8 protein-coding genes are annotated in these 14,695 nt (G+C 69.8%); 3 read left to right on the top strand and 5 right to left on the bottom strand.

What is annotated here, in order from left to right; all coding sequences use genetic code 11:
* Positions 1-3 precede the first annotated feature (3 nt).
* On the bottom strand, positions 4-3,537 hold the full coding sequence (gene dnaE, locus IFY26_RS04650; protein ID WP_232547823.1) for a DNA polymerase III subunit alpha: 3,534 nt from the start codon (positions 3,535-3,537) through the stop codon (positions 4-6).
* Positions 3,538-3,742: 205 nt separating this feature from the next.
* On the opposite strand from dnaE, the gene rocF reads away from it, so the two are divergent.
* On the top strand, positions 3,743-4,678 hold the full coding sequence (gene rocF, locus IFY26_RS04645; RefSeq protein WP_232547822.1) for an arginase: 936 nt from the start codon (positions 3,743-3,745) through the stop codon (positions 4,676-4,678).
* A gap of 187 nt (positions 4,679-4,865) precedes the next feature.
* Here rocF and IFY26_RS04640 read toward each other — a convergent pair whose 3' ends face one another.
* Together IFY26_RS04640 and IFY26_RS04635 are read right to left on the bottom strand one after the other, a co-directional pair.
* The gene (locus IFY26_RS04640; RefSeq protein ID WP_232547821.1) at positions 4,866-5,093 is read right to left on the bottom strand and encodes an RNA-binding S4 domain-containing protein; all 228 of its coding nucleotides are present in this window, start codon (positions 5,091-5,093) and stop codon (positions 4,866-4,868) included.
* A 59-nt stretch (positions 5,094-5,152) separates the two neighbouring features.
* On the bottom strand, positions 5,153-6,574 hold the full coding sequence (locus IFY26_RS04635) for an NAD(P)-binding protein (protein ID WP_232547820.1): 1,422 nt from the start codon (positions 6,572-6,574) through the stop codon (positions 5,153-5,155).
* Positions 6,575-7,474: 900 nt separating this feature from the next.
* On the opposite strand from IFY26_RS04635, the gene IFY26_RS04630 reads away from it, so the two are divergent.
* Positions 7,475-7,819 carry a hypothetical protein gene (locus IFY26_RS04630; protein WP_232547819.1) on the top strand — a complete coding sequence of 115 codons (345 nt, stop codon included), beginning with the start codon at positions 7,475-7,477 and terminating at the stop codon, positions 7,817-7,819.
* 13 nt (positions 7,820-7,832) lie between these two features.
* Complete coding sequence (locus IFY26_RS04625; protein WP_232547818.1) at positions 7,833-8,111, top strand: hypothetical protein; 279 nt, start codon at positions 7,833-7,835, stop codon at positions 8,109-8,111.
* Between the two features lie 19 nt (positions 8,112-8,130).
* Here IFY26_RS04625 and IFY26_RS04620 read toward each other — a convergent pair whose 3' ends face one another.
* Positions 8,131-9,597: a glutamate synthase subunit beta gene (locus IFY26_RS04620; RefSeq protein ID WP_232547817.1), complete on the bottom strand. Its 1,467-nt coding sequence runs from the start codon at positions 9,595-9,597 to the stop codon at positions 8,131-8,133.
* A complete protein-coding gene (gltB, locus tag IFY26_RS04615) occupies positions 9,590-14,107 on the bottom strand; it encodes a glutamate synthase large subunit (RefSeq protein ID WP_232547816.1) in 4,518 nt (1,505 codons plus the stop codon). The genes IFY26_RS04620 and gltB overlap by 8 nt, the downstream gene beginning before the upstream one ends.
* Positions 14,108-14,695: the final 588 nt, after the last annotated feature.

Here is a 14,695-nt window from a genome sequence, read left to right as displayed (position 1 = left end):
ATGCTAGGCGCTGACACAGGACGGCCCCAACAGTGCCTTGAGATCGGCGACCAGCGAGTTGGACGGCCGGACGCGCAGCTGGTCGTCCAACCGCCACACCGTGGCGCGCTGCGGGCTGATGAGCCGGACGCGGACCTCCGCCAACCCGGGGTGCTGCCGCAGCGTGAACTTCAGCTGGTCCACCACTTCGGGCGTACACCGCGTGGTGGGCAGGGAGATCGTCACCGGGCCGTCCTCACGCTGCGTCACGTCGGGGAACGCCACGTCCTGTGCCGTGATCTCGACGCCGTCGTCCTTCTCGCGCAGACGGCCGCGGATGCGCACCACCACGTCGGTGCCGAGCGAGAGCGCCACCGGCATGTAGGCCTTGTTGAAGACGAGCACCTCGATGGACGCCTCCAGGTCCTCCACCGTCAGGATCGCCCAGGCCTTCCCGTCCTTGGTCTGCTTGCGTTGGATGCCGGTGATCATGCCGCAGATCGTCACCATGCCCTCGCGGGGACGCTCGTCACCCGCCAGCGCGGCGATGCTCAGGTCGCGGTTGGCGGCCAGCACGTGCTCCAACCCCTGCAGCGGGTGGTCGCTGACGTAGAGGCCGAGCATCTCGCGCTCGAACGCCAGCCGCGTCATCTTCTCCCACTCGGGCAGCTCCGGCACCGGGCTGGCCACGAGCGAACCGCCGGCGTCGGCGTCCGCCCCGCCGAAGAAGTCGGCGAACAGGTCGTCCTGGCCATTGGCCTGGTTGCGCTTGAGATCCACCACCTCGTCGATCTTGGTCTCGAAGCACTCCATCAGCCCGCGCCGGGTGTGACCCATGGAGTCGAACGCGCCCGCCTTGATCAGCGACTCGATGACGCGCTTGTTGCACACCACCGCCGGCACCTGGTCGAGGAACGCGTTGAAGTCGGACGCCGACCCGTGCTCAGTGCGGGCGGCGATGATGCCGTTCACGACGTTGTCGCCGACGTTGCGGATCGCGCCGAGCCCGAAGCGGATGTGGTCCCCCACCGGCGTGAACCGGCCCTGGGAGGTGTTGACGTCCGGCGGCAGCACCTGGATGCCCATGCGGCGGCACTCCGACAGGTAGATCGCCATCTTGTCCTTGTCGTCGCGCACCGACTCCAGCAGCGCCGCCATGTACTCGGCCGGGTAGTGGGCCTTCAGGTAGGCCGTCCAGTACGACACCAGACCGTACGCCGCGGCGTGGGACTTGTTGAAGCCGTACGCCGAGAACGGCACCATCGTCTCCCACAGCGCGGCGATCGCGGCGTCGGAGTAGCCCTGGGCCTTCATGCCCGCCTCGAAGTTGACGAACTCGGCCTCCAGCACCTCTTTCTTCTTCTTGCCCATCGCCCGGCGCAGCAGATCGGCCGCGCCGAGGGTGTAGCCGGCGAGCTGCTGGGCGATCTGCATGACCTGCTCCTGGTACACCAGCAGGCCGTAGGTCTCGCCGAGAATCTGGTCGAGCACCTCGGCCAGTTCGGGGTGGATGTGCGTGACCGGCTGCTGCCCGTTCTTGCGCATCGCGTAGTTGACGTGGGTGTTCGTCCCCATCGGGCCGGGGCGGTACAGCGCGCCGAGCGCCGTGATGTCGGCGAACTGGTCGGGTCGCATCAGGCGGCACAGCGAGCGGTAGCCCGAGCCGTCGAACTGGAACACCCCGAGCGTGTCGCCGCGGGCCAGCAGGTCGTAGGTCGCGGCGTCCGTGGTGTCCTTGGCCAAGGCGTCCAGGTCGAGTTCCAGCTCGCGGTTGATCTGCACGTTCTTCACGGCGTCGTCGAGGATCGTCAGGTTGCGCAGGCCGAGGAAGTCCATCTTGACCAGGCCGAGGTTCTCACAGCTCGGGTAGTCGAACTGCGTGATGATCTGGCCGTCCTGCTCCCGCTTCATGACGGGGATGACGTCGAGCAGCGGCTCGCTGCTCATGATGACGCCGGCCGCGTGGACGCCCCACTGGCGCTTGAGTCCCTCGATGCCGCGCGCGGTGTCGACGACCTGCTGGACCTCGGGGTCCTCTTCATAGAGCTGGCGGAACTCGGTGCCCTCGCCGTAGCGATCGTGACCGGGGTCGAAGACCTGCTTGAGTGTGACGCCCTTGCCCTGCACGTCGGGGGTGTAGGCCTTGGTCAGCTTCTCGCCCAGGCCGAACGGCTTGCCGAGGACGCGGCCGGCGTCCTTGATCGCCTGCTTGGCCTTGATCGTGCCGTAGGTGACGATCTGGCAGACCCGGTCGTCGCCGTACTTGTCGGTGACGTACTTGATGACCTCACCACGGCGGCGCTCGTCGAAGTCCACGTCGAAGTCGGGCATCGACGGGCGTTCGGGGTTCAGGAACCGCTCGAAGAACAGGCCGTGGGGCACCGGGTCGAGATCGGTGATGCGCATGGCGTAGGCGCACATCGAGCCGGCGCCCGAGCCACGCCCGGGGCCGACGCGGATGCCGTTCGCCTTCGACCACGTGATGAAGTCGGCAACCACGAGGAAGTACCCCGCGTAGCCCTTGTTGATGATGATCTCGGCCTCGTAGTCGGCCTGCTTGGTCGCATAGTCGGGCACCGCGCCGTCGAACCGGTCCTCCAGCCCGCGGCGCACCTCGGCGACGAACCAGCTCTCCTCCGTGTGCCCGGCCGGCACGTCGAAGCGCGGCATGTACGTGCCGGTGCCCTCGTGGAAGTCGACCTCGCAGCGCTCGGCGATCGCGAGGGTGTTGTCGCAGGCGTCCGGCAGGTTCGAGAACAGCTGCCGCATCTCGGCGGGGCTCTTGAGGTAGTAGCCGTTGCCGTCGAACTTGAAGCGGCCCGGGGTGTCCTTGTTGGAGCCCGCGGACACGCACAGCAGCGTGTCGTGCGCCTCGGCGTCCTCGGCGCGCGCGTAGTGGAGGTCGTTGGTCGCCACCAGCGGGAGGTTGAGTTTCTTGGCCAGGCGCAGCAGGTCGTCGCGCACCCGGGTCTCGATGTCGAGGCCGTGGTCCATCAGCTCGACGAAGAAGTTGCCCTCGCCGAACAGGTCGCGGAACTCCGCGGCCGAGCGAACGGCCTCGTCGAACTGGCCCAGCCGCAGGTACGTCTGCACCTCACCGGAGGGACACCCCGTCGTTGCGATCAGGCCGGGGGCGTAGCGCTGGAGCAACTCCCGGTCGGCCCGCGGCTTGTAGAAGAAGCCCTCGATGGAGCTGAGCGAGGCCAGGCGGAACAGGTTGTGCATGCCCTCGGTGGTGGACGCCCACATCGTCATGTGCGTGTAGGCGCCCTTGGACGCCACGTCGTCACCCGTGCCGTCGCCGAACTGGACCCGCTTGCGCTCGCTGCGGTGGGTCTTGGGGGTCAGGTACGCCTCGAGGCCGATGATCGGCTTCACCGGGCTGCCCTGGGCCGTCTTGTACCACTCGTAGGCGCCGAACACGTTGCCGTGGTCGGTCACCGCGAGGGCCGGCATGCCCATCTGTTCGCAGCCGGTCACGAGATCTTTCAGGCGCGCCGCGCCGTCGAGCATCGAGTACTCGGAGTGGCAGTGCAGGTGTACGAATGCGTCGCTCATCAGTGGTGGTCAACCTCCCGGAGGCACCACCCTAGTCGCTGCCCCCGACAGTGCTGCGTCGCCCCGCCGGGTCGGCATTTGGACCCGAGATTGTGCTGCCATGGCGCCACAATCTCGGGTCCAAATGAGCTGCCACGGCAGGATTTGCACCCAGCTCGCCGCATGGCGACACTGATCATCGAACGTGGTCGACGAGGAGGAACCCATGGAGCTGTCCCTGATCGGTGCACCCACCGACATCGGTGCCGGCGTCGCCGGATGCCGGCTCGGCCCGGGCGCCCTCCGCGTGGCCGGTATCGGACGCGGCCTGCGCGGCCTGGGCCGCGACGTGGTCGACACCGGCGACATCGACGGCCCGCCCAACCCCATGACGCCCCCCGTCGACGGCTACCGGCACCTGCCCGAGGTCATCGCCTGGAACGTCGCGCTGCGCGACGCCGTCGCCGCCGAGCTGGCGTCCGGACGCCTGCCCGTCGTGCTGGGCGGCGACCACAGCCTCGCGATCGGCTCGATCAGCGCCGTCGCCGCCCACTGCCGCGCGGTGGGCAAGAAGCTCCTCATCATCTGGGTGGACGCCCACGCCGACATCAACACCTCCGCCATGACGCCCACCGGCAACATCCACGGCATGCCGGTCGCCTGCCTGCTGGGCCACGGTCCCGACGAACTCACCGGCCTGTCGGACCAGCGGCCGGCGATCACGCACGACCAGATCCACCAAGTGGGCCTGCGCAGCGTGGACGCCGGCGAGAAGCGATTCCTGGCTGAGCTGGGGATCAGCGTGTACGACATGCGCTACCTCGACGAGGCCGGCATGCGGCGCGCGATGCGCCGGGTGCTCGCAAGCGTGGACGCCGACACCCACCTCCACCTCTCCCTCGACCTCGACTTCGTCGACCCGGCGGTGGCACCCGGAGTGGGCACGCCCGTCGTCGGCGGGCCGACGTACCGCGAGGCGCAGCTCTGCATGGAGATGATCGCCGACACCGGACGCCTCGGCTCGCTCGACCTCGTGGAGGTGAACCCGGCCCTCGACGTCCGCAACACCACCGCCGAGCTGGCCGTCGACCTCGTGGAGAGCCTCTTCGGCAAGTCGACCCTGCTGCGCGTGACCGATCTGGCCAACCCACCGCTGGGCTGATCTGGGACGCACCCGTCTGGGATGCACCCGTCTGGGATGCACCCGTCTGGATTGTCCCGTGAGGAGCCGCGTCGAGAACCCATGCGCATGCGCGCCTCGTCGACCCGCCTCTTGGTGCGCCTCGGAGGTGAGCTGGGTGATCACGAACCGGTGCTGCCCAGCCACTCGGCGCGACTGAGATGAAAGTTCACCGGTCCGACGCATCCTCCTCGACGCCGACGCGGACGCTGCGTCCGTTCAGTTCGACGACCTCGCCACCGTGGAGCTGACGCCCGCGGCGGGTCTCCGGCTCGCCGTCGACCCGCACCTCACCGGTCAGGATCACCTCCCGGGCGTCCGCGCCGGTGTCCACCAGGCCCGCGACCTGGAGGAACTGACCCAGACGAATCGTGCCCCGCACCTCGACCGACTCCATGACCTCTCCTGCCTGACGACGACATTGTGGGAACCAGTCTTCCCGACACCGGGCCGATCTCAGGAAAGATCGTCACCGGCGAGCCCCGCCTCAGCAGCCGGAGCCGCCTCCCCCTCGTGCTCCCGCTCCAGCGGGCCGCCGCCGCGGCCGTGCCGGACGAGGTCAGTGAGCTGGCTCCAGGACGCCACCTTCACCCGCGACCGGCCGGACGCCTCACCCCGCGCCCGTTCCTCGGCGTCGATGGCCTCCCAATCCGCGAAGCTGGACGCCTCCAACCCGTGGGAGGCCAGCAGGGCGTCCACCTCCGGCCCCCGCGCCGCGTCTTTGACGCCAGTCTCAGCGGCGAGGTCGTCCAGCAGCAGGGCCACCGTCTCGGCGGCGTCGGACTTGTTGGTGCCGATGACGCCGACCGGGCCGCGCTTGATCCACCCCACCACGTACTCCCCCGGGCTCGGCGTGCCGTCGGGACGCACCACACGGCCACCCCGGTTCGGGATCACGCCGGCCTCGTCGTCGAAGGCCACTCCGGCCAGCGGACGCCCCCGGTACCCGATGGCGCGCAGCACCAACTGGCATGCGATGGTCTCCCGCTCCCCCGTCCCCACCACGGACGTCCCGCCGGCGGGCAGCGTGCGTTCGAGGACGACGCCGCTCACGGCGTCCTCGCCCATGACGGAGACCGGGCGCCGCCAGAACCGCAGGTGGAGGCGCGCGTGGGCGTCCGGCACCGAGCGGCCCGCCGCCTCCCGCAGCGCGGCGAGATTGCCCCGCACGCGCCGGTCGAGGTCGGTCTCGTCGATACCCGCCACGTCTGTGGGGTCAATCACGGGCTGGACGCCGTCGAGCCCCAGCAGCTCGCGCAGCTCCGGGGTGGTGAAGCTCGCGTGCTGCGGCCCGCGGCGTCCGACCACCCACACGTCGCGGACCGACGCCCGGCGCAGTTCGGCGAGCACGTCCCCGGGCATGTCGGTGCCCGCCAACCGGGCGGGCGAGGCGGCCAGCACGCGAGCGACGTCCACGGCCACGTTGCCGACGCCGAACGTGACCGCCGCCTCGACGCCGGCGAGCTGCTGCGCCTCGGCGTCCGGATGGCCGCAGTACCAGGCCACGAACTCCCGCGCGGAGCGGCTACCCGGCAGTTCCTCGCCGGGGACGTGGAGCCGGCGATCCTCCGACGCACCAGCCGCATAGATCACCGCGTCGTAGCCGGCCACCAGCTCGTCGCGGGTGATGCTGCGGCCCAGCTCGACCAGCCCGAAGAAGCGGACGCGCTCGGACGTGAACGGTGCCACCAACGCACGCTGGATGCCCTGCATGCTGGCATGGTCGGGGGCCACCCCGTAGCGCAGCAGCCCGAAGGGCGCCGGTAGCCGGTCGAGGATGTCGATGCGGACGCTCTCGTGAGCCCGGAGCAGCGCCTGCGCGGCGAACAGCCCGGACGGCCCGGCACCGACGATGGCGACGTGCGGCGTGTGCGTCATGGGTGGCATCTTCGCATGGCGGGTCTGCCGACATGCGGCGCGCACAGAGACAAGCCCACGGCGAGGAGGCCCTCTGAGCCTCCAGTCGAGAGGCTGAGAGCATGGACGATCCTGTGAAGGCGCTCACTTGCGAGGGGTCGCCACGTGCAAGGCGTCAAGGCTTGCCACGATGGGCAAGCACATCGCTGTCTGCTTCCCCCGAGCGTGACCGCTGAGTGCCAAGCGCTCGGAGTTCCAAATCTTGAATGAATGTGCGCATCCTGACCCCAATGGGCCCCAAGCCTAAGTGCACGGCAGGGCGGGGACTGCCACTATCCGGTGGACCTGTCTGTGCCGAATCGATGCCGTACCGTGCGTGCCTGGCAAGCCCTGCTGAGAGCAGGGTAGAGTCACCACCGTCCTGGCCGACCTGTCGGTAAGGGGCCACTCGGGTCGCCTACGCGACAGCGGAAGTGAGAAGGGCAGGAAGTAGACCCCGGTGGTACGCCAGGTCCCAACGCACGTTTGGCGCTTTCCAGGTCGGAGTTGCGTGGGGTGGGGGCGAGTTCGGTTTCGCTCGAAACGGGCAGCTTGTATTGGTTTGTAAGCACATCACAATCCACGGTGCAGTCGGGGTCTGAACTGTGGGTGGCCGCGTGTGGCTGCGCCCACACGCTCGCACTCACGACCGAAGGCCTGCTGGTGGTTGGCCCCTCCCCAACTCGGCTTCCCTCTCCTGAGGTGCGTCCGAATCCCGCCGGACATCAGTGAGCGGGAGGCGTCCGGATGGCCGCAGTACCAGGCCACGAACTCCGGGCGGCCCCGCGGGGACGAGGACGGACGTAGAACCTTGGCTCCCCTTGACAGCTCGACGCGGGTCGGGCACCGTCGAGACACCCCTCGAGGAATGGACGACACCCCATGACAGACCTCCGGATGTCCGACCTCTGGCCTGCTGTGGCCATCCTGGCCCTGTGCATCCCGGTGGGTGTCCTCTACGCCCACGCGGCGCTTCCGCGCGTGCGCCCCATCCTTTACGCGGCCGCGATCGCGGGCAATGCACTGCTCGTCTGGGCGGCCTTCACCCTCGTCGCTCGGCCGTCCTGGGTGGGGCTGCCCGCCTTCGCGACGCTCATGGGTGCCTACCTGCTGGCGGGTGCGCATCTGCTCGGCGACCATCCGGCGCTCAGCTCTGCGTCGCTGCGCCAGCGCGTCGCTGTGCTCCTCCGGAATCCCCGGCTGCGGGGCCTCGACGCGGACGCGTGACGGCCGCCATCTGATGACCGACAACGACACGAGCACACCCAAACAGTTCGCTCTCGCGTCGGCGGTCTACCTCTGCTGCGGATTGCTCGTCACGCTCGTCGGTCTGATGGTCGCCCGGGACCTCAGGAGCGCGCTGCTGGGCGGTGTCCCCCTGTGTGCAGCAGCCGTGGCCGTGCTGACGCAGGCGGCACGTACCAGGGCAGGCCCCCGGACACCGTCGGCCTGGCCGTCGATCGCCGTCTTTGCCCTCGCCCTGATCGCTGGTCTCGGGGGGCTCGCTCTCCTCCCGTAGGTGCACCTGGAGGTGCGGCTCAGACCACCAGCGGACGCTCGGTCGGGTTGATCGGACGCGGCAGCGCGGAGCTCCCCTGCAGGTAGGCGTCCACTCCCTGGGCGGCGGACCGGCCCTCGGCGATGGCCCACACGATCAGCGACTGGCCGCGCCCCGCGTCCCCGGCCACGAACACGCCGGGCACGTTGGTGGCGTAGGAGTCGTCGCGCGCGATGTTGCCGCGGGCGTCCAGCTCGAGCCCCAGCTCCTCGACCAGGCCGGTCTGCTGCGGGCCGGTGAAGCCCATGGCGAGCAGCACCAGATCGGCCGGGATCTCCCGCTCGGTGCCCTCCACCGGCACGAACCTGCCGGCGTCGAAGGTGACCTCCGACAACCTCAGCGACGTGATGCGCCCGTCGGTGCCGACGAACTCCGAGGTGGACACGGCGTACTCGCGCGCCACGTCGCCCTCCTCGTGGGAGGTGCTGACGCGGAACAGCATCGGGTACGTCGGCCAGGGCTGGTTGCCCGGGCGATCCGACGTCGGGGTCGGCATGATCTCGAGCTGGGTGACCGAGGCGGCCTCCTGCCGCAGGCTCGTGCCGATGCAGTCGCTGCCCGTGTCGCCGCCGCCGATCACCACGACGTGCTTGCCCGTGGCGGTGATCTGGCCGTCCACCTGCTGGCCCACCGCGACGCGGTTGGCCTGCGGCAGGAACTCCATGGCCTGGTGGACACCGTCCAGCTCCCGGCCCGGAATGGGCAGCTCGCGCGGCAGCGTGGACCCGATGGTGAGCACCACGGCGTCGAAGCGGTCCAGCAGTTCCTCGCCCGTGATGTCCACACCGATGTTCGTGCTCGGCTTGAAGACCGTGCCCTCCTGGCGCATCTGCTTCAGCCGCCGGTTGAGGACCTTCTTCTCCATCTTGAACTCGGGGATGCCGAAGCGCAGCAGGCCGCCGATGTCGTCGGCGCGCTCGTACACCACCACGGTGTGCCCCGCGCGCGTCAGCTGCTGCGCGGTGGCCAAACCCGCCGGGCCGGAGCCCACGACCGCGACCGTCTTTCCGGTGTGCCACTCGGGCACGACCGGGACGACGCGCCGGTCGTCCCACGCCTTGTCGGCGATGGCGACCTCAATGTTCTTGATGGTCACCGGCTCGCGGTTGATGCCCACGACGCAGGCCGTCTCGCAGGGAGCCGGGCAGAGGCGTCCGGTGAACTCGGGGAAGTTGTTGGTCGCGTGCAGCCGGTCGGTCGCCGAGCGCCACAGGTCGTGGTAGATGAGATCGTTCCACTCGGGGATGAGGTTGCCCAGCGGGCACCCCTGGTGGCAGAACGGGATGCCGCAGTCCATGCAGCGGCTCGCCTGCTGCCGGATGATCGGCAGCACGGCGCGTCCGGGGCTGCCGGGGTAAACCTCGTCCCAGTCGTGGACGCGCTCGGACGCCGGCCGCCGCTCGGCGACCTGGCGCTCGACCTTCATGAAGCCCTTGGGATCAGCCATGAGCAGCCTCCATCATCTTCGTCACGGTCTCTTCCTCACTGAGCCCCTCGGCCTCGGCCGAGGCACGGGCGGCCAGCACCCGGGCGTAATCACGCGGCACCACCTTGGTGAACCGGCCCCGCCATGCCTCCGGACCCTCGTCGAGCAGCCCGCGGGCCACGGCCGAGTCGGTCTCGGCGGCGTGACGCCCCAGCAGTTCGGTGATGCGCGCCACGTCGTCGTCGTCCAGCTCCCAGGCGTCCACCATCTCGGTGTTGAGCCGGCCCTCGTCCAGGCCGAGCACCCACGCGACGCCGCCGGACATGCCGGCCGCGAAGTTGCGGCCCGTCGCGCCGAGCACCAACGCCTCACCGCCGGTCATGTACTCACACCCGTGGTCCCCGACGCCCTCGACCACCGCGGTGGCGCCGGAGTTGCGCACGCAGAAGCGCTCGCCGACCCGGCCGCGGATGTAGAGCTCACCCGAGGTGGCGCCGTAGCCGATGACGTTGCCCGCCACGATCTGCTCCTCGGCCGCGAAGGACGCCTCGGGGTGCGGCCGCACGGACAGGCGTCCGCCCGACAGCCCCTTGCCGAAGTAGTCGTTCGTGTCGCCGATGAGCTTCAGCGTGACGCCCCGGGGCACGAACGCCCCGAAGCTCTGCCCGCCCGTGCCGGTGAACGTGATCTCGATGGTGTCGTCGTTGAAGCCCTCGCCGCCGCTGACCTTGGTCACCTCGTGGCCGAGCATGGTGCCCACCGTGCGGTCCACGTTGCGGACGTCGACCGCGAAGCGCACCTTCTCGCCGCGCTCCAGCGCCGGACGCGAGCGCTCGATCAGCTCGACGTCCAGCTTCGCCTCCAGCCCGTGATCCTGCGTCGTGACGCGGTGCAGCGGGCCGTCGACGGCCACCTGGTGCAGCACCGGCGCGAGGTCCAGACCCTGGGCCTTCCAGTGGTCAACGGCCGCCTTGGTGCGCAGCACCTCGACGTGGCCGACGGCCTCCTCGATCGACCGGAAGCCCAGCGCGGCCAAATGCTCGCGCACCTCCTCGGCGATGTACTCGAAGAAGGTCACGACGAAGTCGGCGTGGCCCGAGTACTTGGCCCGCAGCTCCGGGTTCTGCGTCGCGACGCCGACCGGGCAAGTGTCCAGGTGACACACGCGCATCATGATGCAGCCGCTGACGACCAGCGGCGCGGTCGCGAAGCCGAACTCCTCGGCACCGAGCAGGGCGCCGATCACGACGTCGCGGCCGGTCTTGAGCTGGCCGTCCACCTGCACGACGATCCGGTCGCGCAGGCCGTTGAGGAGCAGCGTCTGCTGGGTCTCGGCGAGGCCGAGCTCCCACGGGCCGCCGGCGTGCTTGAGCGACGTCAGCGGAGCCGCACCGGTGCCGCCGTCGTGGCCGGAGATCAGCACGACGTCGGCCTTCGCCTTCGAGACGCCGGCCGCGACCGTGCCCACGCCCACCTCGGCGACCAGCTTGACGTGCACCCGGGCCACCGGGTTCGCGCACTTCAGGTCGTGGATGAGCTGCTTGAGATCCTCGATCGAGTAGATGTCGTGGTGCGGCGGCGGGCTGATCAACCCCACGCCCGGCGTCGAGTGCCGCGTCTTGGCCACCCACGGGTAGACCTTCTGGCCGGGCAGCTGGCCGCCCTCGCCGGGCTTGGCGCCCTGGGCCATCTTGATCTGGAGGTCGTCGGCGTTCGTCAGGTAGTCACTCGTCACGCCGAACCGGCCGGACGCCACCTGCTTGATCGCCGAGCGACGCCGCGGGTCGTGGAGCCGCTCGTGGTCCTCCCCGCCCTCGCCGGTGTTCGACTTGCCGCCGAGCCGGTTCATGGCGATCGCGAGGGTCTCGTGCGCCTCTTGGGAGATCGAGCCGTAGCTCATCGCGCCGGTGGAGAACCGCTTGACGATCTCGCTGACCGGCTCGACCTCGTCGATGCTGATCGGCTCGCGGGCGTCCGTGTCGAACTCCAACAGGCCGCGCAGCGTCATCAGCCGCTTGGCCTGGTCGTCCACCCGGCTCGTGTACTGCTTGAAAATGTCGTAGCGCTTCTCGCGGGTGGCGTGCTGCAGGCGAAACACCGTCTCGGGGTCGAACAGGTGCGGCGGGCCCTCGCGGCGCCACTTGTACTCCCCACCCACGTCGATGGTGCGGTGCGGCAGCGTCCGCCGGTCGACGGGGTAGCCGACGTCGTGGCGCGCCTGGATCTCCCTGGCGATCTCCGGCAGGCCGATGCCCTCGATGCGGCTGGTGGTGCCGGTGAAGTAGCGCTCGACGAATGTGCTGTTCAGGCCGAGCGCCTCGTAGATCTGGGCCCCGGTGTAGGAGGCGATGGTCGAGACGCCCATCTTGCTCATGACCTTCAGGACGCCCTTGCCGAGCGCCTTGCGGACGTTCTTGACGGCCTTCTCGGGGTCGACGGTGACGAGCACCTCGCGGCGCGCCAGATCCTCCGCCGACTCGAACACCAGGTACGGGTTCACGGCCGCGGCGCCGTACCCGATGAGCAGCGCGACGTGGTGCACCTCGCGCACGTCACCGGCCTCGACCACGAGCCCCACCTGGGTGCGCGTCTTCTCCCGCACGAGGTGGTGGTGGACCGCCGCGGTGAGCAGCAACGAGGGGATCGGCGCGTAGTCGATGTTGCTGTGCCGGTCGGACAAGATGATGATGTGCGCGCCCCGCTCGATGGCCCCGCTCACCTCGGCGCAGATCTCCTCGAGCCGGCGCGCCAGCTCATCGGGCCCGCCGAGCAGTCGGTACAACCCGCGGACCACGTGGGCGTCCAGCTGCGGCATCGAGCCGTCCCGGTTGATCCGCACCAGCTTGGCCAGCTCGTCGGAGTCGAGCACCGGGTACCCCACCACGACCTGCTGGCACGACTGCGGGCCGGCCTCCAGGAGGTTCGCCTCCGGGCCGAGCGAGGACGCCAACGAGGTGACGAGCTCCTCGCGGATCGCGTCCAGCGGCGGGTTCGTGACCTGGGCGAACAGCTGGCTGAAGTAGTCGAAGAGCAACCGCGGGCGGTCCGACAACACGGCCACCGGCGTGTCGGAGCCCATCGAGCCGATGGGCTCGGCACCCGTCTGCGCCATGGGCGCGACGATCTGCTTGAGCTCCTCATGCGTGAAGCCGAACACCTGCTGCCGCCGGACCACCGACGCGTGGCTGTGGACGACGTGCTGGCGCTCGGGGAGATCCTCCAGATCGACGCGCTGCTCCAGCCACTCCGCGTACGGGTGCTCGGCGGCGAGGCCGGCCTTGATCTCGTCGTCGTTGATGAGGCGGTGCTCCTCGAGGTCGACCAGCAGCATGCGGCCGGGCTGGAGGCGTCCCTTCTCGACCACGCGCTCGGGCTCGATGGGCAGCACGCCCGCCTCGGACGCGAACACCACCAGCCCGTCGTCGGTCACCCAGTAACGCCCCGGACGCAAGCCGTTGCGGTCGAGCGTGGCGCCGATGAGGGCACCGTCGGTGAAGCAGACCGCGGCGGGGCCATCCCAGGGCTCCATCACGGAGCTGTGGAAGGAGTAGAACGCGCGGCGTGCGGCGTCCATCTCGGTGTGGTTCTGCCAGGCTTCGGGAATCATCATGAGCACGGCATGCGGCAGCGAGCGTCCGCCAAGGTGGAGCAGCTCGAGCACCTCGTCGAAGGACGCCGAGTCGGAGAATTCCGCCGAGCAGATCGGGAAGAGCCGATCCAGGTCGCCGGGGATCAGGTCGCTCTGGAGCAGCGCCTCGCGGGCCCGCATCCAGTTGCGGTTGCCCTTGACCGTGTTGATCTCGCCGTTGTGGGCGATGAAGCCGAAGGGGTGGGCGAGCTGCCAGCTCGGGAACGTGTTGGTCGAGAACCGGCTGTGCACCAGCGACAGGGCGGACTCGGTGCGCTCGTCGAGCAGGTCGGGGAACGTCTCGGCAAGCTGCTGGGTGGTGAGCATCCCCTTGTAGACCGTGGTGCGGGCGCTGAGCGACGCGAAGTACACCGACGCCTCGTTGCGCACCCGCTTGCGCAGCGGGTAGACGAGCCGGTCGAGGTCGATGCCGGCGGCACCGCGTCCGGTGACGAAGAGCTGCTCCATGTGCGGCATGACGGCCAGCGTGATCGGGCTGAGCGTGTCGGAACTCATCGGCACCTCGCGCCAGCCGAGGACGCGCAGACCCTCCTCGATCGCGATGTACTCGATCGAGCGCTTCGCCGTGGCGCGCTCCACCGCATCCTGCGGCAGGAACGCCATGCCCACGGCATAGCTGCCCGCCGGGGGGAGGTCGAAGTCGACGGTGTCGCGGAACAGCCGGTCGGGGATCTGCAGCAGCATGCCCGCCCCGTCGCCGGCCGCCTCGTCGGCACCGGTGGCGCCGCGGTGGTCGAGGTTCTCCAGGGCGAGCAGTCCCTGCGCAATGATGTCGTGGGACGCCTCGCCGCTCAGTCGGGCGACAAAGGCGACACCGCAGGCGTCGTGCTCGAAGTCATGGCGGTACAGGCCCTCATCGGGCCGGTGGGTGCGTGCGTTCACTTGTTCTCCTGCTCCAACGGGCTCTGTGGCAGCCATCCAACGGACAACCTTCCTGGCCACACCGCATGGTGCGCAGTGGCAGCCTAGCGACGGGTCCCCCACGCGGGCGACCATCGCCGCGCCGGTCCGCCATCCGGACGCCCGCGCCGTCCGCGTCCACCGCCACCCCATTCACGGATCGCCACCCTGCCGTGCTCAGCCCGCCCGGTGCCGCAGCGCCCCGCCCATGCCGACCTACCGCGTTCAGCCCACCCGGTGCCGCCGCGCCCCGCCCTGGCCGCAGCTTCCCCGCCCTGGCCGCCGCAACCTTGTTGCCTCCGCCGCGCCCCTGTCGCGTCCGCCGCGCCCTGTGGCGTCCGCCATGACCCTGCCCTTGCCGCCGCGACCCTGTTGCGTCCGCCGCGCCCCTGTTGCGTCCGCCATGACCCTGCCCTTGCCGCCGCGACCCTGTTGCGTCCGCCGCGCCCCTGTTGCGTCCGCCATGACCCTGCCCTTGCCGCCGCGACCCTGTTGCGTCCGCCGCGCCCCTGTTGCGTCCGCCATGACCCTGCCCTTGCCGCCGCGACCCTGCCGGTACCGTCGCCTCGC

Source organism: Propioniciclava soli, from assembly GCF_014858005.1.
Classification (GTDB): Bacteria; Actinomycetota; Actinomycetes; order Propionibacteriales; family Propionibacteriaceae; genus Propioniciclava; species Propioniciclava soli.
This window is presented reverse-complemented; position numbering and strand designations above follow the sequence as displayed.